28 protein-coding genes and 1 tRNA gene are annotated in these 26,022 nt (G+C 72.9%); 9 read left to right on the plus strand and 20 right to left on the minus strand.

Annotation, left to right across the window (positions count from 1 at the left end; all coding sequences use genetic code 11):
* Window positions 1-114: 114 nt before the first annotated feature.
* Together ACW62_RS07950 and ACW62_RS07955 are read right to left on the minus strand one after the other, a co-directional pair.
* Complete coding sequence (locus ACW62_RS07950; RefSeq protein ID WP_053203519.1) at window positions 115-1,404, minus strand: hypothetical protein; 1,290 nt, start codon at window positions 1,402-1,404, stop codon at window positions 115-117.
* Window positions 1,401-2,030 carry an ABC transporter ATP-binding protein gene (locus ACW62_RS07955; protein ID WP_083459415.1) on the minus strand — a complete coding sequence of 210 codons (630 nt, stop codon included), beginning with the start codon at window positions 2,028-2,030 and terminating at the stop codon, window positions 1,401-1,403. Before ACW62_RS07955 ends, ACW62_RS07950 begins: the two co-directional genes overlap by 4 nt.
* 69 nt (window positions 2,031-2,099) lie before the next feature.
* On the opposite strand from ACW62_RS07955, the gene ACW62_RS07960 reads away from it, so the two are divergent.
* The 4 genes from ACW62_RS07960 (at window position 2,100) to ACW62_RS07975 (ending at window position 5,483) form a co-directional block, all read left to right on the plus strand.
* Window positions 2,100-2,552: a YdeI/OmpD-associated family protein gene (locus tag ACW62_RS07960; protein ID WP_053203521.1), complete on the plus strand. Its 453-nt coding sequence runs from the start codon at window positions 2,100-2,102 to the stop codon at window positions 2,550-2,552.
* A gap of 78 nt (window positions 2,553-2,630) precedes the next feature.
* On the plus strand, window positions 2,631-2,924 hold the full coding sequence (locus ACW62_RS07965) for a hypothetical protein (protein ID WP_053203522.1): 294 nt from the start codon (window positions 2,631-2,633) through the stop codon (window positions 2,922-2,924).
* A 44-nt stretch (window positions 2,925-2,968) separates the two neighbouring features.
* Window positions 2,969-3,634: a hypothetical protein gene (locus tag ACW62_RS07970; RefSeq protein ID WP_053203523.1), complete on the plus strand. Its 666-nt coding sequence runs from the start codon at window positions 2,969-2,971 to the stop codon at window positions 3,632-3,634.
* A gap of 16 nt (window positions 3,635-3,650) precedes the next feature.
* On the plus strand, window positions 3,651-5,483 hold the full coding sequence (locus ACW62_RS07975; RefSeq protein ID WP_053203524.1) for a M91 family zinc metallopeptidase: 1,833 nt from the start codon (window positions 3,651-3,653) through the stop codon (window positions 5,481-5,483).
* Window positions 5,484-5,508: 25 nt separating this feature from the next.
* On the opposite strand, the gene ACW62_RS07980 is transcribed toward ACW62_RS07975, so the two are convergent.
* The 6 genes from ACW62_RS07980 to ACW62_RS08005 form a co-directional block, all read right to left on the minus strand.
* Window positions 5,509-5,582: transfer RNA gene (locus ACW62_RS07980), tRNA-Leu, on the minus strand.
* A gap of 102 nt (window positions 5,583-5,684) precedes the next feature.
* Window positions 5,685-6,230, minus strand: a complete 546-nt coding sequence (locus ACW62_RS07985) for a peptide deformylase (RefSeq protein WP_053203525.1) — start codon at window positions 6,228-6,230, stop codon at window positions 5,685-5,687.
* Entirely contained in the window at window positions 6,227-6,748 is a 522-nt protein-coding gene (locus tag ACW62_RS07990; RefSeq protein ID WP_053203526.1) for a glycine cleavage system transcriptional repressor, read from the minus strand. Before ACW62_RS07990 ends, ACW62_RS07985 begins: the two co-directional genes overlap by 4 nt.
* Window positions 6,745-8,034 carry an SAM-dependent methyltransferase gene (locus ACW62_RS07995; RefSeq protein WP_053203527.1) on the minus strand — a complete coding sequence of 430 codons (1,290 nt, stop codon included), beginning with the start codon at window positions 8,032-8,034 and terminating at the stop codon, window positions 6,745-6,747. Before ACW62_RS07995 ends, ACW62_RS07990 begins: the two co-directional genes overlap by 4 nt.
* Before the next feature lie 105 nt (window positions 8,035-8,139).
* A complete protein-coding gene (locus ACW62_RS08000; RefSeq protein ID WP_053203619.1) occupies window positions 8,140-9,555 on the minus strand; it encodes an NAD(P)/FAD-dependent oxidoreductase in 1,416 nt (471 codons plus the stop codon).
* 30 nt (window positions 9,556-9,585) lie between these two features.
* Window positions 9,586-10,215, minus strand: a complete 630-nt coding sequence (locus ACW62_RS08005) for a flavin reductase family protein (RefSeq protein ID WP_053203528.1) — start codon at window positions 10,213-10,215, stop codon at window positions 9,586-9,588.
* Window positions 10,216-10,273: 58 nt separating this feature from the next.
* Between ACW62_RS08005 and ACW62_RS08010 the strand changes: the two genes are divergently transcribed.
* Together ACW62_RS08010 and ACW62_RS08015 are read left to right on the plus strand one after the other, a co-directional pair.
* Window positions 10,274-11,047, plus strand: a complete 774-nt coding sequence (locus ACW62_RS08010) for a winged helix-turn-helix domain-containing protein (RefSeq protein WP_205629219.1) — start codon at window positions 10,274-10,276, stop codon at window positions 11,045-11,047.
* A gap of 204 nt (window positions 11,048-11,251) precedes the next feature.
* Window positions 11,252-11,587 (plus strand): YciI family protein, encoded by a 336-nt coding sequence (locus ACW62_RS08015; RefSeq protein ID WP_053203530.1) that lies wholly within the window; start codon window positions 11,252-11,254, stop codon window positions 11,585-11,587.
* A gap of 10 nt (window positions 11,588-11,597) precedes the next feature.
* On the opposite strand, the gene ACW62_RS08020 is transcribed toward ACW62_RS08015, so the two are convergent.
* The 5 genes from ACW62_RS08020 to eno are packed head-to-tail and all read right to left on the minus strand — an operon-like array spanning window position 11,598 to window position 15,785.
* Window positions 11,598-12,431, minus strand: a complete 834-nt coding sequence (locus ACW62_RS08020; RefSeq protein WP_053203531.1) for a uracil-DNA glycosylase — start codon at window positions 12,429-12,431, stop codon at window positions 11,598-11,600.
* 39 nt (window positions 12,432-12,470) lie between these two features.
* On the minus strand, window positions 12,471-13,391 hold the full coding sequence (locus tag ACW62_RS08025; RefSeq protein ID WP_053203532.1) for a Ppx/GppA phosphatase family protein: 921 nt from the start codon (window positions 13,389-13,391) through the stop codon (window positions 12,471-12,473).
* The gene (locus ACW62_RS08030; RefSeq protein ID WP_053203533.1) at window positions 13,388-13,942 is read right to left on the minus strand and encodes a DUF501 domain-containing protein; all 555 of its coding nucleotides are present in this window, start codon (window positions 13,940-13,942) and stop codon (window positions 13,388-13,390) included. Before ACW62_RS08030 ends, ACW62_RS08025 begins: the two co-directional genes overlap by 4 nt.
* On the minus strand, window positions 13,885-14,496 hold the full coding sequence (locus tag ACW62_RS33035) for an FtsB family cell division protein (RefSeq protein ID WP_083459417.1): 612 nt from the start codon (window positions 14,494-14,496) through the stop codon (window positions 13,885-13,887). The genes ACW62_RS08030 and ACW62_RS33035 overlap by 58 nt, the downstream gene beginning before the upstream one ends.
* Window positions 14,497-14,504: 8 nt before the next feature.
* A complete protein-coding gene (eno, locus tag ACW62_RS08040) occupies window positions 14,505-15,785 on the minus strand; it encodes a phosphopyruvate hydratase (RefSeq protein ID WP_053203535.1) in 1,281 nt (426 codons plus the stop codon).
* 207 nt (window positions 15,786-15,992) lie between these two features.
* On the opposite strand from eno, the gene ACW62_RS08045 reads away from it, so the two are divergent.
* Together ACW62_RS08045 and ACW62_RS08050 are read left to right on the plus strand one after the other, a co-directional pair.
* The gene (locus tag ACW62_RS08045; RefSeq protein WP_083459419.1) at window positions 15,993-17,255 is read left to right on the plus strand and encodes an ATP-binding protein; all 1,263 of its coding nucleotides are present in this window, start codon (window positions 15,993-15,995) and stop codon (window positions 17,253-17,255) included.
* A gap of 43 nt (window positions 17,256-17,298) precedes the next feature.
* A complete protein-coding gene (locus tag ACW62_RS08050) occupies window positions 17,299-17,655 on the plus strand; it encodes a VOC family protein (RefSeq protein ID WP_053203536.1) in 357 nt (118 codons plus the stop codon).
* Window positions 17,656-17,659: 4 nt separating this feature from the next.
* On the opposite strand, the gene ACW62_RS08055 is transcribed toward ACW62_RS08050, so the two are convergent.
* From ACW62_RS08055 to ACW62_RS08075, 5 genes are read right to left on the minus strand one after another with little or no spacing between them, the layout of a single operon-like run.
* Window positions 17,660-19,495 carry a GH39 family glycosyl hydrolase gene (locus tag ACW62_RS08055; RefSeq protein ID WP_053203537.1) on the minus strand — a complete coding sequence of 612 codons (1,836 nt, stop codon included), beginning with the start codon at window positions 19,493-19,495 and terminating at the stop codon, window positions 17,660-17,662.
* A gap of 21 nt (window positions 19,496-19,516) precedes the next feature.
* The gene (locus ACW62_RS08060) at window positions 19,517-20,410 is read right to left on the minus strand and encodes a carbohydrate ABC transporter permease (protein WP_083459421.1); all 894 of its coding nucleotides are present in this window, start codon (window positions 20,408-20,410) and stop codon (window positions 19,517-19,519) included.
* A 10-nt stretch (window positions 20,411-20,420) separates the two neighbouring features.
* Entirely contained in the window at window positions 20,421-21,371 is a 951-nt protein-coding gene (locus tag ACW62_RS08065) for a carbohydrate ABC transporter permease (protein ID WP_053203538.1), read from the minus strand.
* Window positions 21,372-21,375: 4 nt separating this feature from the next.
* On the minus strand, window positions 21,376-22,692 hold the full coding sequence (locus ACW62_RS08070) for a sugar ABC transporter substrate-binding protein (protein ID WP_083459423.1): 1,317 nt from the start codon (window positions 22,690-22,692) through the stop codon (window positions 21,376-21,378).
* Window positions 22,689-23,738 carry a LacI family DNA-binding transcriptional regulator gene (locus ACW62_RS08075; protein WP_205629207.1) on the minus strand — a complete coding sequence of 350 codons (1,050 nt, stop codon included), beginning with the start codon at window positions 23,736-23,738 and terminating at the stop codon, window positions 22,689-22,691. Before ACW62_RS08075 ends, ACW62_RS08070 begins: the two co-directional genes overlap by 4 nt.
* Before the next feature lie 125 nt (window positions 23,739-23,863).
* On the opposite strand from ACW62_RS08075, the gene ACW62_RS08080 reads away from it, so the two are divergent.
* Window positions 23,864-24,916: a glycoside hydrolase family 15 protein gene (locus tag ACW62_RS08080; protein WP_205629208.1), complete on the plus strand. Its 1,053-nt coding sequence runs from the start codon at window positions 23,864-23,866 to the stop codon at window positions 24,914-24,916.
* Between the two features lie 44 nt (window positions 24,917-24,960).
* Here ACW62_RS08080 and ACW62_RS08085 read toward each other — a convergent pair whose 3' ends face one another.
* Window positions 24,961-25,593: an AAA family ATPase gene (locus tag ACW62_RS08085; RefSeq protein ID WP_053203540.1), complete on the minus strand. Its 633-nt coding sequence runs from the start codon at window positions 25,591-25,593 to the stop codon at window positions 24,961-24,963.
* Window positions 25,594-25,600: 7 nt separating this feature from the next.
* Window positions 25,601-25,939 carry a TFIIB-type zinc ribbon-containing protein gene (locus ACW62_RS08090; protein WP_083459425.1) on the minus strand — a complete coding sequence of 113 codons (339 nt, stop codon included), beginning with the start codon at window positions 25,937-25,939 and terminating at the stop codon, window positions 25,601-25,603.
* Window positions 25,940-26,022 lie beyond the last annotated feature (83 nt).

Genomic DNA, 26,022 nt, shown 5'->3' on the forward strand with positions numbered 1-26,022 from the left:
CGGGAGATGTCTGGCACCATTCGACCCTGTCAGGCGAAGGCCGCCCCATCCCGCCGCCCCGGATACAAGGTCTCGGGGTGCGGGTTGTCCGAACCCCACAACCCCGCACCGCGCTCAGGCGCTCAACCAGTGCGCGACCAGCAGCGCGACGAACGCGACGTCCGGGCCCGCGACGACCCGGTCGACGGTCTGGACGGGGACGGCACCCATCGGCGTCGCGATGACCGTCAGGCCGGCGTCGGGCCGGCGCGCGGATCGCCGGCGCAGGACGACGGCCACCGGCAGCGCGGCGAGCGCCAGCCCGGCCTGCGCCGGCAGCGACAACCCGGCCGTCACCGTCGCGGCGATGACCGCGCAGACGACGACGGCGGGCGCGGCCAGCGCCGCGGCCGGGCCGTTGCCGTCCAAACCCCAGATGCGCGGCAGCGCGGGCGAGGCCAGCCACGCCTCCGCGGCCCGGGCGGTGACGCGGGTGACGACCAGCTCGGCCAGCACGACGACGACGAGCGCCGGGGTGAGCCCCAGGATCTCGTGCGCGGCGAACGCGATCGGCACGGCGACGGCGCCGATCGTCAGCGCCGCCGGCAGGCCGCGCAGGAACGCCGCCGCGGCCAGGCCGACCGGGCGCGGCCCGCGGAACACGGCCGCGGGCAGCGCCCGCTTGGTCGCCTTGGCGTCGCGGTTGCGGACGATCCGGACGACGTCGCCGTCCATCAGCGTGATGCCCGCGACGATCGCCCACCGGTGCCGGGCGCCGCGGAGCAGCTGCCAGCGCGGCGTCAGCTCCGCGACCGCGTCACGGCGGCGGGCCACACCGCCCCCGGTCACGACGGCGGCCGCACCCGCCACCGCGGCGACGCATGCCGTCACCGTCGCCGCGACCGCGCCCCACGCCTCGGCGGCGGCGATGACCACGGCGGCCGCGCCGAACGCGATCGGGAGCAGGCGGGCCGTCCGGTCGAGGTCGCGCCGCTGCAGCTGGACGGCCACCAGCAGGAGCAGTTGCAGCGCCGTCCACACCGCCACCGCCGGGACGACGGACGGCAGCTCCGCGGCGTCCAGCGCCAGGCCCGCCGTCACCGCGACGACCGCCCCGGCCACCACCGAGACCAGCAGCGCCCGCCGGCCGGCCGCGCGGATGGCGACGTCCGGCCGCCGCCAGGACACCCAGTGCAGCCGGGCGGCGGTCAGCGCGACCGGCCCGACGAAGGACCAGCCGGCCGTCCAGGCGCTGAGGACGAACCCGAGCAGCGCGACGGCCACCCAGGCCGCCGAATGCCCCCGCTCCTCGGCGTCGGTCAGCAGCCGCGGCACGCCGCTGTTGCCGAGGGCGTACAGGACCATCGCGGCCAGCGCGACGCCGAGGAGGACCTCGTACCAGTCGCCCTTGGAGCGGGGCCTCACGCCCGGTCCGGCGTGAGGTCGAGGACGGCGCAGCCGAGCCGGTCGACCAGCGCGCCGGAGTGACTGGCCAGCACGATGCACCGATCGGGCGTCGCCAGCGCCGTCAGCTCGTCCGCCAGCGTCTCCACCCCGGCCGCGTCGAGGTGCTGTTCCGGCTCGTCGAGCAGCAGCACCCGCCACGGCCGCACCCGGGCCGCCGCCAACGCGGCCCGGCGGCGCTGGCCGGAGCTGAGCGAGTCGGGCATCCGCCGCCCCAGCGCGGCGACGCCGAACGCGTCCAGCGCCCCCGCCAGCTCCGCCTGCGTGAGCCCCGGCGCCATCAGCGTCAGGTGGTCGGCCACCGTGAGGTCGGGCAGCCAGGTGAAGTCGTCGAGGATGCCGAACACGGCCCGCCAGTGCCCTGCCGACGACGGCTCGGACCGCTCCCCGCCGACCTCGATCACGCCCGCGTCCAGCGGGGCCGCGCCGGCCAGGCACTCCAGCAGGGTCGACTTCCCGGTGCCGTTCGGCCCGGTCAGGGCGAGGATGCCGCCGCCAGGCACCGCCAGCTCCAGGTCGTCGAACACGACGAGGTCGCGGTAGGCCTTGCGCATGCCGGTGGCCCGCAACGTCGATCGTGGGTTCATCTCACCGACGACGATATGTCACGGTGCGATACCGTGCCGTCCTGGTCGCGAGAGCGGAGGCGGTGGCTGGTGCGGTTCGACGCCGAGGTGCGACTCAACGGGAAGACGGCCACCGGCATCCCCGTGCCCGACCACGTCGTCGAGGGCCTGGGCGGCGGCCGCCGGCCACGCGTCGACGTCACACTCAACGCCTACACCTTCCAGATCACTCTGGGCACGATGTCCGGCCAGGTCATGATCCCGGTCAGCGCGGCCGTCCGCGACGCCGCCGGTATCGCGGCCGGCGACCGCCTGGACGTCGAGATCGAGCTCGCGGCCGAGCCCGCGCCGGTCGCCGTCCCCGACGACCTGCGGGCGGCCCTCGCCGTCGCACCCGAGGCGCGGGCCTTCTTCGCCGGGCTCACGCCGAGCCAGCAGCGCGGCTACACCGAATGGGTCGAGCAGGCCAAGAAGCCCGAGACCCGGCAGCGGCGGGTCGAGCAGAGCGTCGAGGCGCTGGGCGAACGCCGCGCGCGTCGCTAGCGGCGCCTGCCGCACCCGCCCGCACCGGTTAAGATCGGCCCAACGTGACAAACCGACCGGAACGCGGGGGACGATGTCATGAGCAAGGTCAAGGCCAACCCTGAGACGCTCAACGACGTCGGCAACAACATGATGACCTCGTCGCGCGATCTCACCGAGTCCGGCGCCGGTGTGGGCGAGCAGAGCACGTTCGACCGCGGGTCGCTCGGGCAGGCCACCGTCGGCGTGATGATCCACGAGAGTTACAGCACCGCCATCTACTCGTCCGCGCGGCTGATCGAGAACCTCTGCGCCGTCCTCGAGTCCGACGGCGAGAACATCCAGCGCGCCTCTCGCGACATCGACGAGGTCCTGAACCGCAGGAAGCCGTGACGCGTCGAAGTGACGACGACGATGCCACGACGAGAGGACCCGCGATGCGCCTGGGGCGAGCGCTCACGGCGGCGGTCGCCGTGACGGCCCTGGCCGGCTGTGGCGGCGACGACGAGCCTGCCGGCGACCAGACGACGGCGCCGCCGGCCGCGCTCGACGTCGCCCTCGACGCGCAACTCGGTGCCGGCGCGCCCACCGGGCCCGAGTACCCGCCGGGCACGTCCGGTCTGGTCGCCGACTACACCGTCACCAACAACGCCGACGTCGCCGTGCTCGTGGTGCAGCGGCGGCCGGCCGACATCACGCCGGAGGTCGACGTCCCGCTGCCGGACACCGACGAGTCCAGCTGGGTGTACGCCGACGACGCCGGGCAGATCCTCGTCACCAAGGAGGTGTTCGCCACCACGGGCGGCGACACCGGCACCGCGTACCGCGCGCCCGCGGTGCGCCTCGAGCCCGGCGAGACCGTCACCGGCCGCGCGTTCACGCTGACCCCGCTGCGGCGCATCGCCCCCGACGCCGGCACCTTCGAGGTGCCCGGACCGAGCACGCTCCCCGACGACGCCACGTCCTGGTCGTTCTGCGTCCAGGTCGCCCCCGACCCCGGTGAGAGCGGCGAACCCACCATGGCCGACCACACCCCCGACCGCCGGCTCGTCTGTTCGACGCCCGCCGACCTCCCGCCGGACGCCCTCGGCGCCGGATCCTGACCACCGGAGGCGAACGATGACCGTCACGCACCCCGACGTCTGGGACCTCCAGGCCGACACCGGGTTCCTCGACACCGCCCAGCAGGCCTGGCGCACGCTCGCGACCGATTTCGGCACCGAGGCCACGAACCAGCGCAACCGCGAGGCCGAACTGCGCCTCAACTGGGAGTGCTCGATGGCCGACAGCTACTTCGCGCACGCCACGGAGGTCGCGACGGTCCTCGGCGACGCGTCCGACGCCTACGGAGGCATCGCCGACCTTCTCGGCCAGCTCAAGACCGACGTGCACGACGCCCAGGACGAGCTCGATGCCAGCTTCGCCCGCGCGGCGGCCGGCCTGAAGTCCGCCGAGCGCGCCAACGGCATGGTCACGTTCACGCCGTGGAAGGACGACGACGACCTGAGCCACGTCCAGACCGAGTTCGACACCGCCCAGGGCATCGTCGACGACGCCATCACGCTGATGCGCACCCGCGACGCCACGCTGCTCGAACTGGGCCGCGACCTCTACGCGCTGGCGGAGGCGTGGTCCGACGCCGCCGACGGCACCGACCCCGGCTGGACCATCCCGACCGGCGCCACGTACGGCGTCCAGACCACCTCCCTCGACGGCACCACCGTCATCACCACGGGCGACGGCAACGACAAGGTCGTGGTGAACGTCGACCCCAACACCGGCGAGACCGTGGTCACCATCACCGACGCCGCGGGCGTCTCCACCACCCAGCGCATCGCGGCCGGCGAAGAGGTCGTCATCAACACCGGCGACGGCAACGACGAGATCCTGGTGCCGCGCGGCACCGAGGTGCACGTGCGGTTCGCCACCGGCGGCGGCGACGACTCCGTCTCCGCCCAGGGCACCGACGGCGACATCGAGACGTTCGGCGGCGACGGCATCGACACCATCGAGACCGGCACCGGCGACGACTTCATCAGCGGCGGCCGCGACGACGATTACGTCGACGGCGGCGCCGGCAACGACGTCCTGGCCGGCCGGCTCGGCGACGACGTCATCTACGGCATGGACGGCAACGACGTCATCCTCGGCGGCGACGGACGCGACTACCTCGAGGGCGCCACGGGCGACGACCGCATCTTCGGCGGCGACCACCACGACACCATCTCCGGCGGCTACGGCGACGACCGCATCTTCGGCGGCAACGCCAACGACACCATCTACGCCGGCGGCGGCAAGGACACCATCGACGGCGAGTTCGGCGACGACACGGTCTACATGGAGGAGGGCGATGTCTCGCCCGGCGGCGAGACCGTCGTCATCGTCGAGATCCCGTCCGAGGAGGAGTACCTGCGCTGGATGCAGTTCGAGGTGGGCGGCTCGCAGGAGTTCAAGGACCGCGTGCTCGCCGACCTCCACATGATGGCGTCCAGCCCGACCGGCCAGAAGATGCTCGACCGCATGGGCGAGCACTACGACAACTCCGGCTTCCTCGGGTACGGCAAGGACAAGGTCACCATCGCCGAGCACCCCGGCGGCAACAACAGCGCCTCCTACTCCGGCGACGACTTCCGCGTCGAACTCGACGTCAACCACACCTCGCCCGGCTACGACATGGGCTACACCGAGGACTACGACATCACCCCGCCGTCGGTGTTCTTCTTCCACGAGCTCGGCCACATCAACCAGTACCGCAGCGGCGAGAGCGACCAGTTCGACGGCCAGGACTACTCCGACGGCACCCCGCTGATCGAGCGCCAGAACGTCGGCCTCCCGTGGGACCACGACGACGACGGCGACACCGACGAGCAGATCGATCCCGACTACGACTTCGACTACACCGAGAACGGCTTCCGCGAGGAGCTCGGCCTGCCCAACCGCAACAAGTACTGAGCGCGCGACGGTCGGGTCGTGCGGGTGCCCCCGGTCGGACTTGAACCGACACTGTCTGGCTTTTAAGGCCAGTGCCTCTGCCGATTGGGCTACGGGGGCCGCACACAGTATTGCGCCCGGCAGGCCGCCTGTCTCCTGACGAACCCTCCCATATCGGACACGATTGGATCACGTGTCACCCGGTCTGAGCACCGGGGACGGCTACAGGTAGGTCTGCCGCGGGAAGACGGCGTGAGCGCCGGCCACACGGTCGAGGAAGAGGAAGCCCGCACAGTGGTCAATCTCGTGCTGCAACGCCCTGGCCTCGAACGCGTCGGTCTCGACGGTTAACTCCTCGCCGCTGCCGGGCAGCAGTCCGCGGACCGTCAGCCGGGTGGCGCGCTTGACGTCGCCGGTGAGGTCGGGGACGGACATGCAGCCCTCGCGGCCCTTCTCCTTACGGGACGCCTCGACCACCTCGGCGTTGCAGAGCACGAACGTGCCGTGGTTGGTGCGGGTCTTCGGGTGCTGGCTGACGTCGACGGCGAAGAGGTGGGCGGCGACGCCGACCTGGCAGGCGGCGAGGCCGACGCAGCCGGGAGAGACGCGCATGGTGGCGACGAGGTCGGCGGCCAGCTGCACGATCTCCGGCGAAGCCGGGTCGACCAGCGGCGACGGTGTGGAGAGGACGGAGTCAGGGGCGGCGACGACGGAGCGGACGCGGCCGGGCACCCCGAGGTCGACCTCGGTCCAGTCGGCGATGCTCACAGGACGTCGGTCTCCTGCGGCCGCAGCGTGACACCGACGCCCAGCTCGGCGCCGGCATCGCGCAGGGAGGCGGCGACGGCGTCCGCGTCGGCTTCGGCGGGCAGGTCGACCTCGGCGACGGCGACGTAGAGGTCGCCGGTCAGCCGGGTCGTGAGGTCGGTGATGTTGCCGCCGGCGGCCGCCAGCACGCCCGTCACCGCGGACACGATGCCGGGACGGTCGCCGCCGTGGACGGTGAGCACGTACGGGCGCAGCGACCGGGACCCGGCGCCGTCCTCGTCGGGCACGGCGGCGGCCGACACCTGGAGCCGTCCGTCGGCGGCCAGCGGAGCCAGCGCCTCCCGCACCTGCTCCGGTGACCGGTCGCCGGAGCAGATCAGCATCATGGCGAAGTGACCGCGCAGCAGGGTCATGGTGGAGTCTTCGAGGTTCAGGCCCAGACCGGCGAGTCCGGCGGTGGCGTCGGCGATGATGCCGGGGCGGTCGTGTCCGATGACGGTGACGGCGATGAGGCTCACAGGCTCCATCCAACCGGACGCACCAGGGGGAGGTCACTTCGGCCGTCGCGATGTGGGCGCACCGCCAGCACCTGGTCGACGCCGATGCGGGCGGCGTCGAAGGAGATGGCCGACGCCGCCATGTAGAGGCGCCACACCCGGGACCGGCCCTCACCAGCCAGGTCGACGGCGCGGTGCCAGCCGCGTTCCAGGTTCGCCACCCACGCGCGCAGCGTCCGCGCGTAGTGCTCGCGCAGCGCCTGCACGTCGCGCACCTCGAACCCGCCCGCCTCCAGCCGGCCGACGACGTCGCCGATCGGGATCAGCTCGCCGTCGGGGAAGACGTACGCGTCGATGAACGTGCGCCGCGGCCGCGCCAGCCCGCCCGCACGGGGCCGCCCGGACCGCACGATCTGGTGGTTGAGCAGCCGCCCGCCGGGCCGCAGCAGGCCGTACAGCCGGTCCGCGTACTCGGGCCACGTCGCCGCGCCCAGGTGCTCGGCCATGCCGACGCTGGCGATGGCGTCGTACGGGCCGTCGGCGACGTCGCGCCAGTCCTGCACGCGGATCTCGATGGCGCCGGACAGCCCGGCGTCGGCGACCCGCTGCTTGGCGTACTCGGCCTGCGGCACCGAGAGCGTGACGCCGACCGCCTCGACGCCGTGGTACTCGGCGGCGTGCAGGACGAGCGACCCCCAGCCGGAGCCGACGTCGAGCAGCCGCATGCCGGACCGCAGCCCCAGCTTCTGGCAGATCAGCTCGTTCTTGGCCCGCTGCGCGTCCTCGAGCGCGGCGCCGTCGGCCCAGTAGGCGCACGAGTAGACCATCGACGGGCCCAGGACCAGCTCGTAGAAGTCGTTCCCGACGTCGTAGTGGTGGCTGATGGCGGCCCGGTCGCGGCGCTTGGAGTGACGGTCGCCGGCCAGCACGACCTCCTCGGGCGGCGGCTTCAGCGGCGGCCCGACGGCACCGAGGACGACCGCGAGGCGGATCACCTCGGCGCGGTCGGCGGCGGTGAACCGGCCACGGTCACCCAGCTTCCGCAGAGTGTCGTCGAGACTGGTCAGCGCGGCGTCGAGGTCGCCCTCGACGTCGATCTCGCCGGCCACCCACGCCCGCGCGAGACCGATCTCGTCGGGCTGCCAAAGCAGTCGGCGCAGCGCCCGGCGGGACCGGATGACCAGCACCGGGCCGTCCGCGGGCCCGGCGTGCGCGCCGTCCCAGGTGCGGATGCCCAGCGGCAGCGGCCGTCCCAGCAGCCGCTCGAGCAGTCCGGCGATGCGTCCCGCCGCTCCCCCAGTGGACATGGCGACCTCCCCGTCCCTACCTCTCACGCTAGCGAGACGGCACGGTCGCTGCCACGGCTTTCGGCCGGGGCAACCCCACGGCGGGCGGGTGCTGTGCGCGGTGGCTCAGCCGCGCGGCAGCCGGCCGCCCGCCGTGGTGGCCGTCTCCGCCGGAGGCCGTTCCTTCGACGGCGCGGACCGGGCGGCCCGCGGCGCCGACGGCAGCGCGGCCCGGCGGAAGTCCTCGCGTGGCATCCGCATGCGGCCGAGCGTGACGACCTCGCGCTTGAACAGCAGCGCGAGCGTCCAGTCGACCACCACGCGGGCCTTGCGGTTGAACGTCGGCATCTTGCTCATGTGGTACGTGCGGTGCATGAACCAGGCCGCGAAGCCGCGCACCTTGATGCCGTAGGTGTGCGCGACGCCCTTGTAGAGGCCGAGGCTGGCGACCGAGCCGATGTACTTGTGCTTGTACGGCTTCGGCACCTGGCCCTCGAGCGTGGCGACGATGTTCTTGGCCAGCAGCTTCGCCTGACGGACCGCGTGCTGGGCGTTGGGCGCCGTCCAGACGTTCGGCTCGCCGGCGGTGAGGTCCGGGATCGCGGCGTTGTCGCCGGCCGCCCACGCGTCCTCGATGCCGTCGATGCGCAGCTCCGGCAGGCAGCGGATGCGGCCCTTCTCGTCGAGCGGCAGGTCGGTGTCGGCGAGGACGGGGTTGGCCTTGACGCCCGCCGTCCACACGATGGTGTCGGCGTCGAACGGCCGGCCCTTGGACAGCACGACGTGGCCGTCGACGCAGGACTCCAGCAGCGTCTCGAGGCGGATCTCGATGTCGCGCTTGCTCAGCTCGACGACGGTGTACTCGCCCATCTCCGGCCCGACCTCGGGCAGGATGCGACCGGCCGCCTCGACCAGCACCCAGCGCATGTCGCTGGGCTGCAGCTGCGGGTAGTAGCGCAGCGCGTAGCGGGCCATGTCCTCCAGCTCGCCGAGCGCCTCGACGCCGGCGAACCCGCCGCCGACGAAGACGAACGTCAGCGCCCGTTTGCGCACCTCGGGATCGGTGGTGGAGGCCGCGACGTCGAGGCGGTCGAGGACGTGGTTGCGCAGGGCGATGGCCTCTTCGATCTGCTTGAAGCCGATGCCGACCTCCGCGAGACCGGGGATCGGCAGCGTCCGCGAGATCGACCCGAGCGCGACGACGAGGATGTCGTAGCCCAGCTCGTAGTCGGCGCCGATCTCGGGCTTGACGGTGACGCTCTTGGTGGCGTGGCTGATCGAGGTGACCTCGCCGGTGATGACTTCGCAGCGCTTCAGCACCCGCCGGAGCGGCACGACGACGTGCCGCGGCTCCAGCGACCCGGCCGCCGCCTCGGGCAGGAACGGCTGGTAGGTCATGTAGGAGCGCGGGTCGATGACGGTGATGCGGGCCTGGCTGCGCTTGAGGGCGCGCTGCAGCCCGAACGCGGTGTACATGCCCACGTACCCGCCACCGACGATGAGGATGTGCGGGGTTCCGGTGCGTCCGACTCTCCCGTTCATGTTCACCAGACTAGGGGCTTGTGAATGCGTTCACAAGCCCTTCGACGGTGCGCTCGCCCACATCCGCGGTGTCTCGGACCGGAAGCTGTGCCCGAGCTCGTCGCCGAGGCCGAAGTAGTGCCGGAAGTTGTAGATCAGCGGGCTCCACCGCGCCGGGTCGACGTGCTGTGTGCCGGGCACGACGACGTCCGGGGCGGCGTGCACCCTCAGCACCCGGGCCTCGACCACGACGAACTCTCCGCCCGCGTCGGGGCGCACCGCTGCCACCGTCGCCTCGAACTGCAATGTGCACTCGGCCACGACCGGCGGGCGGACGAGGTCGGCCGGCCCGGGCGTCAGGCCGGCCGCCGCGAACTTGTCCGGCTCGTACCGGTGCCGAGGCTTGCTCGCCGGCACCGGGTCGCGACCGGTCAGCGGGGCCAGCCGCTCGACCGCCGGCCACAGCTGCGGGCTCGGGAAGTTGATCGTCAGGTCCGGCCGGACGGCGAGGTTCGCCGCCGTCTGCCCCTCCGTGCCCAGCCCGAGCACCACCACCTGGCCGAGCGCCCACGCCGACGACATCGGCGCCAGGTTGGCCGAGCCGTCAGGGTTCTCGGTCGCCAGCAGCGCGACCGGGGTGCCGACGTACAGGATGCTCGGGGTGATCGTCACGTGCGCCATGCCCGCCGACGCTAGGACGGTGACGGTTCGGCGCCGGCCGAAGTGTCGCGGGGCGATGATGGTCGGCATGACCGACACCGCCCTGGCGGGCGCGGCCCTGGCCGGGCTGGCCGGACTGCTCGCCGACCGCACCCGCGCGACGGTCTGCCTGGCACTCATGGACGGCCGGGCATGGACCGCGGCCGAACTCGCCCGCACCGCCGGCGTCGCGCCGTCGACGGCGACTGAGCATCTCAATCTGCTGGTGTCCGGCGGACTGCTCGCCGAGGTACGGCAAGGTCGGCACCGCTACCTGCGGCTGACCGACGACGCCGCCGACCTGGTCGAACTGCTGGCCGCGGCCGGCCGGTCCGGCACGGCGGGCGCGGTCGCGGTCGCGGTCGCGCCGGTACGGTCGCTGACGGCGGCGCATCGGCGCCGCGCTCTGGCTGCCGCCCGCACCTGCTACGACCACCTGGCCGGAGCGCTCGGCGTCGCGGTGACGGACGCGATGACGGCGCGCGGCCTGCTCTCCTGGGACCGCGGCCTCGCCCTCACCGACGACGGCGACCGCTGGCTGTCCACGCTGGCCGGCGCCTGGCCCCCGGCGTCGCGCCGTCCGCTGGTGCGGTCCTGCCTGGACTGGACCGAGCGCCGGCCGCACCTCGCCGGGGCGACTGGCGCGGCCCTCTGTTCCCACGCCGTCGCTGCCGGGTGGGTGGTGCCGTCGCGGCGATCTCGCGCGCTGCGGGTCACCGACCTGGGGCGCGCCGCGCTGCGCGATCAGCTCGGACTGGAACTGCCGCCCGCCGAAGCGATCGGTTCGGCCGACGCTGTCGGTGCCCGCCCATAGGGTGGGAAGCCCTCCCGGCCGGGCGGGGTCCACACGTCGGCTGAACGGCCAACGGCACACCCGGGCCAGGCGGGAAGGTACGGTCCACGGGACGGCAGACGTCGGCGCGACGGGGACGGGCCGGAAATTCTCGGCCGCGAGTGTCGATTCCGCCGGTCGCCGCGTGACGGATCGGGTGACGGCACCTACCGAGAGGACCAACTCATGTCGCACTACGCGATCCTGATCTACGACTCCGCCCAGCCGGCCGGCCCGGCACCCGACCGCGACCCGCACGACCACCACGCCGACGAGCTGGCGGCTTCCGGCGCCATGGTCGCGGCGTACGCGCTGCAGCCCGGCGGCCAGGCGCGGTCGGTGCGGGCCGGCGGCGTCACCGACGGGCCGTTCCTGGAGACGAAGGAGGTCGTCGCGGGCATCTACGTCGTCGCGGCGCCCGACCTCGACACGGCGGTCGCCATCGCCGCGCGGAACCCGGCCGTGCGGCAGGGCGGCGGCGTCGAGGTCCGCGAGATCGAGAGCGGCACGCTCCCCGGCTGACGTCCGGCGGTCAGCGCGCGGCGGCCGCCCGGCCGAACACGTCGTCGAGCATGGGCTCGGTGAGCCGGCCGGTGAAGGTGTTCTGCTGGCTCGGGTGATAGCTGCCGATCAGCAGCACCGGCGCCACCCCCGGCCCGGACGGGTCCAGCGTCACCTCGGCGCCGTGCCCGAACACCGGCCGCGGCCGGGGCACGGTCAGCCCGGCCCGGCCGAGCGTCCGCAGCGCGGCGGCCCACGCGAACGACCCGAGCGCGACCGCCGCCCGCACCGTCGGCAGCACCAGTTCGACCTCACGGTCCAGCCACGGCGCACAGGCGTCCCGCTCTGCCGGCGTCGGTTTGTTGTCCGGCGGCGCGCAGCGGACGGCGGCGATGATGCGCGCGCCGGTCAGCTCCAGCCCGTCGCCGGCGTGCGTCGCCGTCGGCTGGTTGGCGAGGCCGGCGCGGTGCAGGGCGGCGTAGAGCCAGTCGCCGCTGCGGTCTCCGGTGAAGACGCGGCCGGTGCGGTTGCCGCCGTTGGCCGCGGGCGCGAGGCCGAACACCAGGACGCGCGGCCGCGGATCGCCCCAGCCCGGCGTCGGGCGGCCCCAGTACGGCTGGTCCGCGAACGACTTGCGCTTCTCCCGGGCGACGTCCTCGCGCCAGGTCACCAGCCGCGCACAGGCCCGGCAGACCGATGACCGCGCGACCACCTCGTCCAGCGACGCGCCGGCCGCCAGCCGGGCCACGTCCTCGGCCGACGTCGCCACCGGGGTGTCCGCGGTGGCGACGTCGCCGGGCCAGCCGGTCCCGGGCGGGACGGGGCTGGGGAACGGGTCGCCGGTGAGCGGGTGTGGGAGGAGCACCGCCTCATTGTGCCCGGCCGCTCCCCCGCTCGGTGAGCGTCAGCCGGGGACGAGGCTCCAGGCGATGCCGTCGAGGATGTCGTGTTCGCTGACCAGCACCTCGTCGACGCCGGCGCGGTCGACGACGCAGCGCAGGACCAGCGCGCCGGCGGCGATGACGTCGGCCCGGCCGGGGTGCATCGGGCCGATGGCCAGCCGCTGGTCGTGGGTCAGCGTGAGCAGGCGGTCGCTGATCGCCCGCACCTGCGCCGCCGGGATGCGGCTGTGATGGATCGCGGCGGAGTCGTACTCGGCCAGCCCCAGGTGCATCGCGGCGACCGTGGTGACCGAGCCGGCCACCCCGACCAGCGTCCGGGCGTCGCCGATCGGCACGTCGGCCGCCGCATCAGACAGTACGGCCTCGATGTCGGCCCGCGCCGCCGCGACCTCCTCGGACGTGGGCGGATCGGCCTGGAACCGGCGCTCGGTCAGCCGGACGCAGCCGATGTCGACGCTGCGGGCGGCCGCGACGCCGTCGGAGCCGACCGCCAGTTCCGTCGAGCCGCCGCCGATGTCGACGACGAGGTACGGCGCACCACCGTCAGGGGGGAGCCCGCGGACGGCGCCGTCGAACGACAGCCCGGCCTCGGCCGCGCCGGACACGACCTCGGGCTCGACGCCGAGCACGTCGACGACGCCGGCGACGAACTCGTCGCGGTTGGCGGCGTCGCGGGTGGCGCTGGTGGCGACCATGCGGACGTGCTCGGCGCCCAGCTCGCCGATGACGCCGGCGTACTCGCGCAGCGTCTCGAACGTGCGGTCCAGTGCCTCGCGCGCGAGCACGCCGGTGCGGTCGACGTCCTTGCCGAGCCGGACGATGCGGAGCCGGCGGTCGAGGTCGTGCTGGGCGCCGTCGCGGAGGTCGGTGACGAGCAGCCGGATCGAGTTCGTGCCGCAGTCGATGGCGGCGACGCGGGTCATTCAGGGCTCCAGTCGCAGGTCGCCGGGGTCCACGTCGGCGCCATCAGCGCCAGCGCGCGGTCGCCGAACGGGTTGACGCCCGGCCCCGCGGCGAGGCTGTGCGCGACGAGGACGTGCAGGCACTTGACGCGGTCGGGCATGCCGCCCGCGGTGACGCCGGCGATCTCGTCGACGTGGCCGATCGCCTCGCGCCGGGCGAGGTACGACTCGTGCGCGACGCGGTAGGCGGCGGACAGCTCGGCGTCGCCGGCGAGTTCGTCGGTCCACTCGCGCATGACGCCGACGGACTCCAGCGTCGACGTGGCGGCGACGGCGCGCGGGCAGGTCAGGTAGTACAGCGTCGGGAACGGCGTGCCGTCGGGCAGCCGCGGCTCGGTCTCGACGACGGACGGGTGGCCGGCGGCGCACCGGGCGGCGACGGCCCGGACCCCGCGCACCGGACGTCCCAGCTGCTGGGTGACGGTGTCGAGGTCGGCGCGGGTGGGGGTTGCGGTCACTCGTCGGCCGGCTGTTCGGGCGGCGGGCTGTCGGCGAACGTCACCGACGCCCAGAGCCGCTCGTACCAGTTGCCCTGCCCGGCCGGGGGCAGCCCGCCCGCCTCGGCCGCGCTGGTGTCGTCCCGCGCGTCGGGGCCGGGCAGCACGATGTAACTCTGCTCACCGGGCAGCACGAACCCGAGCCGCTCGCGCGCCTGCGCGGCCACGTAGGCGTCGTCCTCCCACAGCCGCAATTCCTGCTCGAGCTGCTCGACCGACGCCGTCAGCTCGTCCTGCTCGCGTTGCAGCTCGACCCGCTCGCGGTGCTGGTCGAACCAGGTCCGCAGCGGGTAGGCGTACGAGACCAGCAGTACCGCCAGCACCAGCGCGAGCACGGCGGCCCGGCCGGTGACCGACGGACGCCCGCCGGGCTTGGCCTGTGGACGGCGTGGGGGTGGCGGCGGAGGCGCACCGTCGCCGGAGTCGACGGCGGTGCGCGGCCGCGCGGCGGCGGTGCCGCCCTTGGGCGCGCGAGCCGACGGCCGGCCGGCCCGGCCCGCGCTGGGTCGTCGCGCCGTGCCAGCGCCCGCCGCGGGGCGGGCGCTGGGCGAACGGCGCGACGTGGGCACGGCGGCTCCTACCCCTGGAACCGTGGGAAGGCCGAGGCGCCGGCGTAACGAGCGGCGTCGTCGAGCTCTTCCTCGATGCGCAGCAGCTGGTTGTACTTCGCGACCCGCTCGGACCGGGCCGGGGCGCCGGTCTTGATCTGGCCGGCGTTGGTGGCGACCGCGAGGTCGGCGATGGTGGTGTCCTCGGTCTCGCCGGACCGGTGGCTGATCATGCAGGTGAACCCGGACCGCTGCGCCAGCGAGACGGCGTCGAACGTCTCCGTCAGCGAGCCGATCTGGTTGACCTTGACCAGCAGCGAGTTGGCGGCGTGGTCCTTGATGCCGCGCTCGAGCCGCTCGGGGTTGGTGACGAACAGGTCGTCGCCGACGATCTGCAGCTTCGAGCCCAGCACGTCGGTGAGCGCGGCCCAGCCGGACCAGTCGTCCTCGGCCAGCGGGTCCTCGATGGACACCAGCGGGTACGCGGCGGCCAGCTCCTCGTAGTACTTCGTCAGTTCGGCGGCCGAGATGCTCTTGCCCTCGAAGGTGTACTTGCCGTCGTCGAAGAACTCGGTCGATGCGACGTCGAGGGCCAGCGCGATCTGCGCGCCCGGCGTGAAGCCGGCCTTCTCGATGGCGGTGACGATGATGTCGAGCGCGTCGCGGTTGCTCGGCAGGTTCGGCGCGAAGCCACCTTCGTCGCCGAGGCCGGTGGACAGGCCGCGCTCCTTCAGCACGCCCTTGAGCGTGTGGTAGACCTCGACGCCCCACCGCAGCGCCTCGCGGTAGGTCTCGGCGCCGATCGGCGCGATCATGAACTCCTGGATGTCGACATTGCTGTCGGCGTGCGCGCCACCGTTGAGGATGTTCATCATCGGCACCGGCAGCAGGTGCGCGTTGGGACCGCCCAGGTAGCGGAACAGCGGCAGCTCCGCCGACTCGGCGGCGGCCTTCGCGACCGCCAGCGAGACGCCGAGGATGGCGTTGGCGCCGAGCTTGCCCTTGTTGGGGGTGCCGTCCAGGTCGATCAGCGCCTGGTCGATGAGCCGCTGGTCGCTGGCCTCGAAGCCCAGCAGCTCAGGGGCGACCTCGTCCATGATGGCCGTGACGGCCTTGTCGACGCCCTTGCCGAGGTATCGGGCGGGGTCGCCGTCGCGCAGCTCGACCGCCTCGAACGCGCCGGTGGAGGCGCCGGACGGGACGGCGGCGCGGGCGATGGTGCTGTCGTCCAGAGCCACCTCGACCTCGACCGTCGGGTTGCCCCGGGAGTCGAGGATCTCGCGTGCTCCGATTGCTTCGATCGTGGCCACGTATCGTCTCCTGCGGTGTGTCGCTGTCGTCGTCGTACGCGGGCGCAGAGACGACGGCGGCGCTGCACGCTCGTACGACCGCAGCCTACCCGGACCAAGCACCCGTACCGGTCGCGACGGGCCGCCCTGCACTCGACCGTAAAATCGACTAGTCTTTGGTCGGAAAATCGACTAGTCTCTAGTCGAAACTACGACCAGGGGGCGGACGTGGCTGACCTCGTTCCTCGCGCGGCGGCGGCGCGGCTGGCCGAGCTGACCGAGCACCTGCGGGTCGTCATGGTCAGCGGGCCCCGCCAGTCCGGCAAGACGACGCTGCTGCGCGAGCACCTGCGGTCGGGCGGCACCTTCCGGACGCTGGACCGCCCGGAGACCCTCGACGCGGCGCGCGACGACCCGGCGACCTTCGCGACGTCCGGGCCCGTCCCCCGCACCATCGACGAGGTGCAGCTCGGCGGCGACCCGCTCATCCGCGCCATCAAGGCCGACGTCGACGCCCATCCCGAGCCCGGCGGGTTCGTCCTGTCCGGCTCCAGCCGGTTCCTCACCATCCCGACGCTGTCCGAGTCGCTGGCCGGGCGCGTCGCGTTCGTCGATCTGTGGCCGCTGAGCATGGCCGAGCGCACCGGGTCCGGGTCCGACGCCGTCACCCGGTGGTTCGGCGACGTCGGCGCCGCCCTGGGCGACTCGGCCTGGAGCCGGCCCGACTACCTGGCCGCCGTGACCGCGGGCGGCTATCCCGAAGCGCTCACGATCACGTCGGCGCTGGCGCGGCGGGCGTGGTTCGACGGCTACCTGAGCACCGTGATCACCTGCGACATCCGCGACTTCGCCACCGTCACCCGTGGTGACGCCGTCGCCACCCTGCTGGCGCTGGTCGCCGCCCGGGCGGGCGGAACCGCCGTGCTCGCCGATCTCGCGCAGTCGGCGAACCTCGCCCGCGACACCACCAGGAACTACCTGTCGTACCTCGACATGGTGTACCTGACGACGACGGTGCCCGCATGGTCGTCCAATCTCACGTCACGGCTCAGCAAGACGCCGAAGCTCTACCCGACCGACTCCGGTCTCGCGGCGCACGTCCTCGGGGTCGACGCCGACACCCTGGCCGAACCCGGGCATCCGGCGCTCGGCCCGCTGCTGGAGACGTTCGTCGCCACCGAGTTGCTCAAGGCCATCGCCGTCGCCGGCCAGCGCATCTCGTTGTTCCACCTCCGCACCGCCGACCGGCAGGAGGTCGACTTCGTCCTCGAAGGGCCGGGCGGCCGCATCGTCGCGGTCGAGGTGAAGGCGTCGGCCTCGCCGGGAGCGTCGTCGCTGAAGGGGCTGCGCTGGCTCCGCGACAAACTGGGCGACCGCCTGCACGCCGGCATCCTGCTCCATCTCGGCGCCGAGGCCGCCTCGCGCGGCGACGGCATCTACGCCCTGCCGGTCTCCTCGCTCTGGGACCACCAGCCGCTGGGATCGCTGTAGGTTCCGGACGCGAATCGTCCGGAACCGGTCCTACAGTGCCCGCATGGCTATCGCACGCTTCCCGAGCCTCGTGATCGACTGTCCCGACGCGAGCGCCCTCGCCACGTTCTACGGCACCCTGCTGGACTGGAAGGTCACCACCTCACCCGGCTGGGCCGAGGTCCGCGCGGACTACGGCCAGTGCATCTGCTTCCAACAGGTCGAGGACTACACGCCGCCGCAGTGGCCGGGCCAGGTGGTGCCGCAGCAATTTCACCTCGACGTGGTCGTCGACGACCTCGACGCCGGCGAGGCGGCGGTGCTCGAGCTCGGCGCGGCCAAGCACGAGCACCAGCCGGGCACGTCCTTCCGGGTCTTCCTCGACCCCGCGGGGCACCCGTTCTGCCTCTGCGTGGACTGACCTCTTACTCGGAGGGGACCAGCTCGATCAGCGACATCGACGGGTTGGGGAGGTCGAACGCGACCTCCACCACCCCGCCGGTCGCGGTGACGGTGCGCGGCGGGTGCAGCTGGTCCAGCCGGTCCGCGGCGCGCAACTCGGCCCACTGCGCGTCGGTCGGCCAGGCCGCGCCGTCGCCGATGCGCCGCCACACCGCGGGGACGCACGAGTGGTCGTCGTCGACGCGGTGGTGACGCAGCTCGTAGGCGCCGTCGGGCAGGCCGGTGAAGCGCAGCTCGACCCGCCGGCCCAGCTCGTCCGAACCGGCCGCCTTGGACTGGTCCAGCGTCCCGTTCCACACCAGCGCGGCCACGCGGCCACCGGACGGATCGGACGCGGCCAGCGACTCCACCAGCGAGTCCGCGCCGTCGCCGTCAGCGCGCACCGAGAGCCGCCGCGACGGCAGCGCCGCCAGCATCGCGAGCGCCCACCACCGGGGCTTGCGCAGCTCACCGACGGTGCGCAGGCCGAACCCGCCGTGGAACAGGCCCGGCGGCCGGCCCAGCTCCTCGAAGTGGTCCGACACCACCCAGTACGCCAGCGCCTCCAGCCGGCCCATCGACGAGCGCATGCCGCGTAGCAGGAACACCGCCGCGAACACCGAGTCGCTGACCTCGTGGAAGTGCGTCGGGGTGACGCCCCACTCCGTCCACCAGATCGGCGTCCCGGCCCGGCCGTGCCGCGCCAGCACCGGCCGCAGGTCCAGCGGCGGCGAGCCGTAGGTGTGCGTCGAGAGGAAGTCCAGCGGCTCCTCCGTGGCCGCGAGCAGCTGGTCGATCCAGCCGGCCGCCGCCGACGCCGGGCCGCCGACCCGCAGGCCCTCGTCAACGTCCTTGACGGCGCGCGCGGCGACGTCGTGCAGGCGGAAGAACTCCTCGGGGGTGCCGGACCAGAACACCTCCAGGTTGGCCTCGTTCCACACCTCGAACGCCCACCGGTCGCGGACCTCCTCCAGCCCGTACCGGTCGACCAGATGCGCCACGAACGCGCGGACGAGGTCGTACCAGCGGCCCCAGTCCTTCGGCGGCGAGATGATCGCGCCGTACTCGAACACCGTCGCCGACGGGTCGGCGGCGAGGTCGCGCGGCATGAACGAGATCTCGACGATCGGCCGCAGCCCGAGCGACAGCACCATGTCGTAGACGCGGTCGACGCCGCTGAAGTCGTACACCGGCGCGCCGTCGACCTCGCGGTAGACGCCGAGGTCGTCGCAGAGGATGCCGTGCGCCCGGACGGTCCGGACGCCCAACTCGTCGTGCGCCGCCTTGAGCGCGGCCCGCAGCTCGGCGCCGATCTCGTGCCCGCCGGTGCGGTCGGTCGACAGCGCGTGGGACAGGTGCTCGCTGCCGATCATCGGGGCCCACGGCCGGTCCAGCTCACCCTCGTCGGACTCGGTGTCGACGACGACGGCGACCGGGTCGCCGTCCGCGCCGGTCGAGGCCGCGACCACCGGAGCGCTCAGCTCGCCCACGTTGTCCACCGACGCGACGGCGGCGACGGCGTACCAGCGCTGGGCGCCGGGCGTGCCGGTGGTGTCGGCGTACGGCCCGTGCGGGACGGAGAGCACGTCGCGGCCCTGGTGGTCCAGCGGCTCGAACGGACCGTCCGCCGACTCCGCCACGTGCACCAGGTAGCCCGCGGCGCCGTCGACCGGCTCCCACGACAGCGTGACCTGGGCCCGCCCGGGTCTGGCGGTCAGGCCGCCGGGAGCCGGCAGCGCCACCTCGGCGCCACCCGCGTCGCCGCTGGCCCGGCCGAGCCTGGTCTCGAAGTCGGTGCGGGCGTCGATCTCACTGCTCACGCGTCTTTCCTCCCACGTGGATCACTTGATGCCGGTCATCGCGATGCCCTGGACGAAGTACCGCTGGACCGCGAGGAACAGCACGATCACCGGCACGACCACGACGACCGCCCCGGCCAGCAGCAGGCCGTACTGCGTCGCGTTCTGGCCGACGGAGTACAGCGCGAGCGCGACCGGCAGGGTGTACATGTCCTCCGTCTGCGCCACGACCAGCGGCCAGAGGAAGTTGTTCCATGAGCTGAGGAACGTCAGGATGCCCAACGTCGCGAGCGCCGGCCCGGTCAGCGGCAGCATGACGCTCCAGAAGATGCGCAGCTCGCCGGCGCCGTCGACCCGCGCGGCCTGGATCAGCTCGTCCGGCAGCCCCAGGAAGTACTGCCGCATCAGGAACACGCCCAGCGGCCCGACCAGGTACGGCAGGATCAGCCCGGGGAACGTGTTCGTCAGTCCCATGTTGCTGACCAGCACGAACAGCGGCACGAAGGTCACCATGCCGGGCACCATCAGGGTGCCGAGCACCAGCGCGAACACCACCCGCTTGCCGCGGAAGTCCAGCTTCGCCAGCGCGTAGCCGAGCATCGAGCCGAACATCAGGTTCCCGGCCGTCACCACGACCGCGACGATGGCGGAGTTCAGGAAGTAGGTCGGGAAGCGCAGCCGGTCGAACAGCTCGCGGTAGTTCTCCAGCGTGAACGTCTCCGGCAGCCAGGTCGGCGGGATCGACCGCACCTCGGCCTCCGGCTTCACCGACGACAGCACCATCCAGACGAACGGCAGCGCCATCGCCAGTACGCCGACGGCCAGCACGAGGTACAGCCAGCGCGACGACGAGCGGCGCGGGCTGCCGGGCGGGCCGTCCTGCGGTGCCTCCGGCCGGACGTCGTCGGCGGCCGGCAGCGGGGTCTGCGTGGTCATCGTCGCCTCCTCACGCCTTCGGCCGCAGCGCGCGGAACTGGATCGCCGTCAGCACCACGATCGCCACGAACAGCACGTAGCTGGCCGCCGCGGCGTACCCGTAGTTGCCGAAGCTGAACTGGTCGTAGATGTAGAACGAGACCGACCGGGTCGCGTTGAGCGGCCCGCCGTTGGTCATGACGAACGGCTCCTCGAAGAACTGCAGGTAGCCGATGCCGGTGATGACGGCGCCGAACAACAGCGTCGGGCGCAGCAGCGGCAGTGTCACGTGCCGGAACCGCTGCCAGCGCCCGGCGCCGTCGACCTCGGCCGCCTCCAGCAGCTCGCGCGGCACCGTCTGCAACCCGGCCAGGAAGATCACCATCAGCGTGCCGAGATTGCGCCACGCGGCCATGACGATCAGCGACGGCAGCGCCAGCGACGGATCGCCCAGCCAGTCCGGCCCGCCGATGCCGACGGCGCCGAGCAGCTGGTTGACCGGCCCGGTGTCGGGCTGCAGCAGGAACCGCCAGACGACGGAGACGGCGACGATGCTGGTGACGACCGGCAGGTAGTAGCCGAGCCGGAAGAACGCCCGCAGCCGGGTGATGTTGTTCAGGCCGACCGCCGCGGCCAGCGCCAGCACCATCGTCAGCGGCACGCCCACGAGCACGAAGATCGCCGTGTTCACCGCGACCTTGCGGAACAGCGCGTCCTGGAACAGCGCCGTGTAATTGTCGAACGCGGCGAAGTCGACGGCGAACGGCGACCGCACGTCGGTGCTGCGCATGTCGGTGAAGCTCATGAGCAGCGACGCGAACACCGGACCGGCGGTGAACGCCGCGAACAACAACAGGAACGGCAGCGCGAGCAGCCAGGCGGTGCGGGCCTGCCGCCGTTGCAGCAGGGTCCGGCGCCGGCCGGCCGGCGAGCCGCCCGCGGGGGTGGGGCGGCTCGCCGGAGCCGAGGTGGCGGTCGTCATCGGACTACTGCAGTCCGGTCCCGATGGACGATGCCTGCGACTGCATGTCGGCGACGGCGTCGGCAGGGCTCATCGCGCCACGGACGGCCGCCTCGACGTCACCGTCGATGACCGCGGCGACCTGCTCCCACGTCGGGACGGCCGGCGGCGCCTCGGTGCTCTCCAACTGCTCGCCGAAGACCGAGACCAGCGGATCCTCCGTCAGCGGGCCGTCCTCCCAGGCAGCCGGCTTCGACGGCAGGTCGGTCAGCGTCTCGTACCAGCTCTGCTGCACCTCGACCTCGGTGAGGTACTCGACCAGCTTCCAGGCGCCATCCTTGTTGTCGGAGTCGGTGAAGACGGCCAGGTTGCCGCCGCCGACGAACGATGTGCCGGGGCCCTCGTCCTTGCCGGGCAGCGGGACGACGGCGAACGCGTCGGCCGCGCCGGCGTCGCGGACCAGGCCGATGTGCCACGGGCCGGAGATGAACGAGCCGATGGCGCCGTCGGCGAACAGCTGCTCCAACGCGCCCGGCTGCAGCACGGTGTCCTGCGACAGGCCGTCGGTGTAGAAGGACGCGTAGTACTCCAGCGCCTCCGTCATCTCCGGGCTGTCCAGCGTGTACGCGTCGCCGTCGGTGAGCTGGGCGCCGTTCTGCCAGGCGAACGGCATGAACGTCTGCCACGAGCCGCCCTGGCCCGGCTGCAGGTAGATGCCCTGCTGGGCGCCGGCCTGCTGCAGGCCCTGGGTGAACGCCTTGAGGTCGTCCCACGTCTGCGGCGGCTGCAGCCCGGCCGCCTCGGCGAGGTCGGTGCGGTAGAACAACGCGCGGGTCTCGACGTACCACGGGACGCCGTAGGAGGTGCCGTCGACGACGGTGGACGCCCACGGGCCGGGGAAGAAGTCGTTCTCGTCGAACAGGTCCGTCGGCGTCGGCTCCAGGCCGCCGGTCTGGGCGAATTCGCCCATCCAGGTGGTGCCGATGAGGCTGACGTCGGGCGTCTCGCCGGCCGCGATGGCGGTGGCGATGCGGTCGTGCGCGCCCTCCCACGGGACCGGCGTCACCTCGACGGTGGCGTCCGGGTTGGCCGCCTCGAAGTCGGCCAGGAAGGCGCCGAGCTCCTCGCCCTCGGTGCCCATCGCCCAGACCTCGATGGTGCCGGTGGCCGGGCCGTCGGCGACGTCGGCGGACGGCGCCGCGCTCTCGTCGTCGCCCGCGTCGTCCTCGCGCCCGCACGCGGTGAGCGCCAGTGCGGTGGCAGCGGCCAGGGCGGCCACTCGGACCGGCAGGCGTCGCCGGTGAGACGGATCGAGAAAGGCAGGGATGTGTCGTCGACTCATCGAGGGGCCTCCTTCGGGTGCGGCCCGCAACTGCGGCGGACCACGAGCTGAGTGGTCAGGACGTCGTGTCGTGGTTCGGAATGGTCTCCGCTGATCCGGGCGTCCAGTAGCCGGGCCGCCCGGGCCCCCATCTCGCGCATCGGCTGACGGACCGTCGTCAGCCCCGCGTAGCGCGCCGCCATGACGTCGTCCCACCCGGTGACGGCGACATCCCCCGGTACCTGGACCCCCTGTTCGGCCAGCGCGACCGTGAGGCCGAGCGCCAGCTCGTCGTTCGCACAGACGACGACGTCCGGCAGGCCGCCGGCGGTGAGCTCGGCGGCCACGCGGGCGCCGTCGTCCTCCTTGAACCCGGCCGGGATGGTCCGCTCCGGGACCTCCGCTCCGGCCTGCGCGAGCGCGCCGCGGAACCCGGCCCAGCGCTCGGCGACGTCGGTGGAGTCGACCGGGTCGCCGAGGAAGGCCATGCGCCGGTGGCCGTGCGCAAGCAGGTGGTCGACGACGGAGGCCGCGGCGACGACGTTCTCGGTGCGGACGGAGTCGGCGCCGGCGATCTCGGTGCGCGCCATCAGCACGACGGGGACGCCGCGCTGGACGACCTCGGCGACGACGTCGTCGTGCACCGTCCGCCCGAACACCGCCAGCCCGTCGACCCGTCCGGCGAGGTCGAGCACCATCTCGTCGGCGGACTCGCGATTCTGGGTGCTGAGGATGAGCACCGAGCGGCCCAGCGTTGCGGCGACCTCCTCGTAGCCCAGCACGACCTCGGCGTAGAACGGGCCGGAGAGGTCGGGGAAGACGATGCCGTTGGCGGCGTGCCGCCGTTCGGCCAGCGAGCGGCCGAGCTGGCTGGGCGTGAAGCGCAGTTCCTCGATGGCGGCGTCGACGCGCTCGCGGGTGGCCGGGTGGACGAGGTCGCTGCCGCGAAGGGCGCGCGAGACCGTCGCCACGGACACGCCCGCATGCCGCGCCACGTCACGGATCGTCACGTTGGCGCGGCCGGCCGTGCGGCGTCGCTGGGGGCCCTTCGGCTCCGCGTCTTCCATCGTCGGATCGCTCCTTTGGTACCGGTTACATAAACCGGTTACATCGGCTACATTCGGGCATCATGGCCGAGCCTGTCAACCCATTGTCTGTAGCCGGTGATGCTGACCTGCGACGACTCGCTGAGGTGAGCGTCGAGCTGATCGCGCGGGCCCAGGACCCGTCCGGCGCCTACCCGGCGGCCGTCGGCTTCGCGCCGTACGGCTTCAGCTGGTTCCGCGACGGCGCGTTCGTCGCGGAGGGGATGAGCCGGGCCGGCGCCGTCGAGTCGGCCACGGCCTTCCACGAGTGGTGCGCGCGGGTGCTGACGCGGGAGGCGGCGGCCGTGTCGTCACTGGTGTCGCAGGTGGCGGCCGGCTCTCAGCCGTCCGACGTCGACCTGCTGCCCGCGCGCTACACGCTGGCCGGCGACCGTCACGACGACGACTGGTGGAACTACCAGGTCGACGGCTACGGGACGTGGCTGTGGGCGCTGCGGTCGCACCTGACCCGGTGGGGGCTGCCCCTGGCGCCGTACGCGTCCGCGGCGGAGGTGGCCGTGCGCTACCTCGTCGCAGTCGGGGCCCGGCCCTGCCGCGACTGGTGGGAGGAGCACCGCGACCACACGCACGTCTCGACGCTGGCGTCGGTGCACGGCGGGTTGCGGGCGGCCGCGATGCTCGGCGTGCTGCCGGCGACCGCGGACATGGCGGCCGATCGCATCGCGGACCTGGTCCAGCGCGAGGGCCTGCACGACGGTGCGCTGCGCAAGTGGCTCGGCTCGACGGCGGCCGACGCCAGCCTGGTGGTGGCCGGGGTGCCGTTCGGGCTGGTCCCGCCCGGCGGCCCGGTAGATCGTGCGACGGTCGCGCGGGTGACGTCGGAGCTGTCCACCCCGGGCGGCGGCGTGCACCGCTACGTGAGCGACACCTTCTACGGCGGCGGCCAGTGGCCGATCCTGGCCGGGTTCCTCGGCTGGCACCACGCCGTCGCCGGGCCACGGGACCAGGCGGTGGCGCTGCTGCGCTGGATCGCCTCGACGGCGGACTCGTCCGGGTCGCTGCCGGAGCAGGTGCCGCCGCTGCTGGCGCCGGACGTCCTGGCGGAGTGGACCGAGCGGTGGGGGCCGAGCGCCCAGCCGCTGCTGTGGTCGCACGGCATGTACCTGGTCCTGGCGTCGGAGCTCGGCGTCATTCCATGATCATCAACCTTTTGCGTCGTCCCAGCAGCACAAAAGGTTGATGATCATGGCGGCCCCGGCGTCCGTTCCACGAGCCAGTCGCGGACCGCGCGTGCCGTCTCGTCGACCGGCACGTCGGTGGTGTCGAGCAGCGTCATCGGCGGGTCCATGGTGGCCGCGGTGGCGTCGATCCAGGCGGCGTAGTCGAGCATCTCGGCGATGCGCGGCTCGTCCCACTCGCGCCACGCCGGGCGCTTGCGCAGCCGCGCGGCGAGCACGTCGGGGTCGCAGGTGAGGCACAGGTAGTCGATGCGCTCGAACAGTGCCCGCTCCGGCAGCGGCTCGAACTCCGGCGGCACGACCGTCCCGCACAGCACCACCGGCCGGCGGCTCTGATGGATCATCGCCGCCATCCGCAGCCACGTCGACCGGAACGGCCGGTGCTCCGCGCCGTCGTCGCGCAGGCCGGCCACCCACAGCACGTCCTGTTCCAGGACGACGAACCGGTCGGCCAGCTCGGTCGCGAGCAGCCGCTGCACTGTCGACTTACCGGTGCCACTGGGGCCGGTGACGCAGAACAGCGGGAGGCGGAGGAACGGCCACCGGTGGCCGCAGTGGGCGCACCGGATGACCGCCTCCGGCTCGATCTGCGGGCGGTCGGCGCGTTCGCCGCAACGCTCACAGATCAGCAGGTTCACGCGTACGTCAGTCGAAGAGCTGGTCGAGGAAGCTCTTGCGCCGCTTCTTGCCGTAGCCGTACGGGCTGGGCGAGTCGCCGTAGCCGCGGCCGCGGCCGTACGGGGCCGGGCTGTCGCGGTACGGCTCCTGGTACGGCTGCTGGTAGGGCTGCTGCTGCGGCGGGGGCGCCTGGCGGCGGCTGGTCTCCAGTGGGGGCGGCGGCGCGTTGTACTGCTCCTCGGCGGCGATGATCTGCTCGAGTTCGCCCTTGTCGAGGAAGATGCCCTTGCAGTCGTCGCACTGCTCGACGTGCACGCCCAAACGGTCATACGTCTTCATCTGACCGCTGCACTTCGGACAGGTCACGGAAGATCCCTTCGTCGTTGTCTGGTGACAACGTTACCGGTGGTGGCCCGGGTTCCGGCTGCATTGGGGTGAGGCAGCCGGTA

The sequence above is a fragment of the Jiangella muralis genome, assembly GCF_001270745.1.
GTDB classification, from domain to species: domain Bacteria; phylum Actinomycetota; class Actinomycetes; order Jiangellales; family Jiangellaceae; genus Jiangella; species Jiangella muralis.

Coding starts and splice junctions, on each gene's coding strand:
- ACW62_RS07955 (WP_083459415.1), bottom strand. CDS start 2,030: ATGAACCCACGATCGACGTTGCGGGCCACCGGCATGCGCAAGGCCTAC.
- ACW62_RS07965 (WP_053203522.1), top strand. CDS start 2,631: ATGAGCAAGGTCAAGGCCAACCCTGAGACGCTCAACGACGTCGGCAAC.
- ACW62_RS07970 (WP_053203523.1), top strand. CDS start 2,969: ATGCGCCTGGGGCGAGCGCTCACGGCGGCGGTCGCCGTGACGGCCCTG.
- ACW62_RS07975 (WP_053203524.1), top strand. CDS start 3,651: ATGACCGTCACGCACCCCGACGTCTGGGACCTCCAGGCCGACACCGGG.
- ACW62_RS07995 (WP_053203527.1), bottom strand. CDS start 8,034: ATGTCCACTGGGGGAGCGGCGGGACGCATCGCCGGACTGCTCGAGCGG.
- ACW62_RS08000 (WP_053203619.1), bottom strand. CDS start 9,555: ATGAACGGGAGAGTCGGACGCACCGGAACCCCGCACATCCTCATCGTC.
- ACW62_RS08005 (WP_053203528.1), bottom strand. CDS start 10,215: ATGGCGCACGTGACGATCACCCCGAGCATCCTGTACGTCGGCACCCCG.
- ACW62_RS08010 (WP_205629219.1), top strand. CDS start 10,274: ATGGTCGGCATGACCGACACCGCCCTGGCGGGCGCGGCCCTGGCCGGG.
- ACW62_RS08015 (WP_053203530.1), top strand. CDS start 11,252: ATGTCGCACTACGCGATCCTGATCTACGACTCCGCCCAGCCGGCCGGC.
- ACW62_RS08025 (WP_053203532.1), bottom strand. CDS start 13,391: ATGACCCGCGTCGCCGCCATCGACTGCGGCACGAACTCGATCCGGCTG.
- ACW62_RS08050 (WP_053203536.1), top strand. CDS start 17,299: ATGGCTATCGCACGCTTCCCGAGCCTCGTGATCGACTGTCCCGACGCG.
- ACW62_RS08060 (WP_083459421.1), bottom strand. CDS start 20,410: ATGACCACGCAGACCCCGCTGCCGGCCGCCGACGACGTCCGGCCGGAG.
- ACW62_RS08065 (WP_053203538.1), bottom strand. CDS start 21,371: ATGACGACCGCCACCTCGGCTCCGGCGAGCCGCCCCACCCCCGCGGGC.
- ACW62_RS08070 (WP_083459423.1), bottom strand. CDS start 22,692: ATGAGTCGACGACACATCCCTGCCTTTCTCGATCCGTCTCACCGGCGA.
- ACW62_RS08075 (WP_205629207.1), bottom strand. CDS start 23,738: ATGGAAGACGCGGAGCCGAAGGGCCCCCAGCGACGCCGCACGGCCGGC.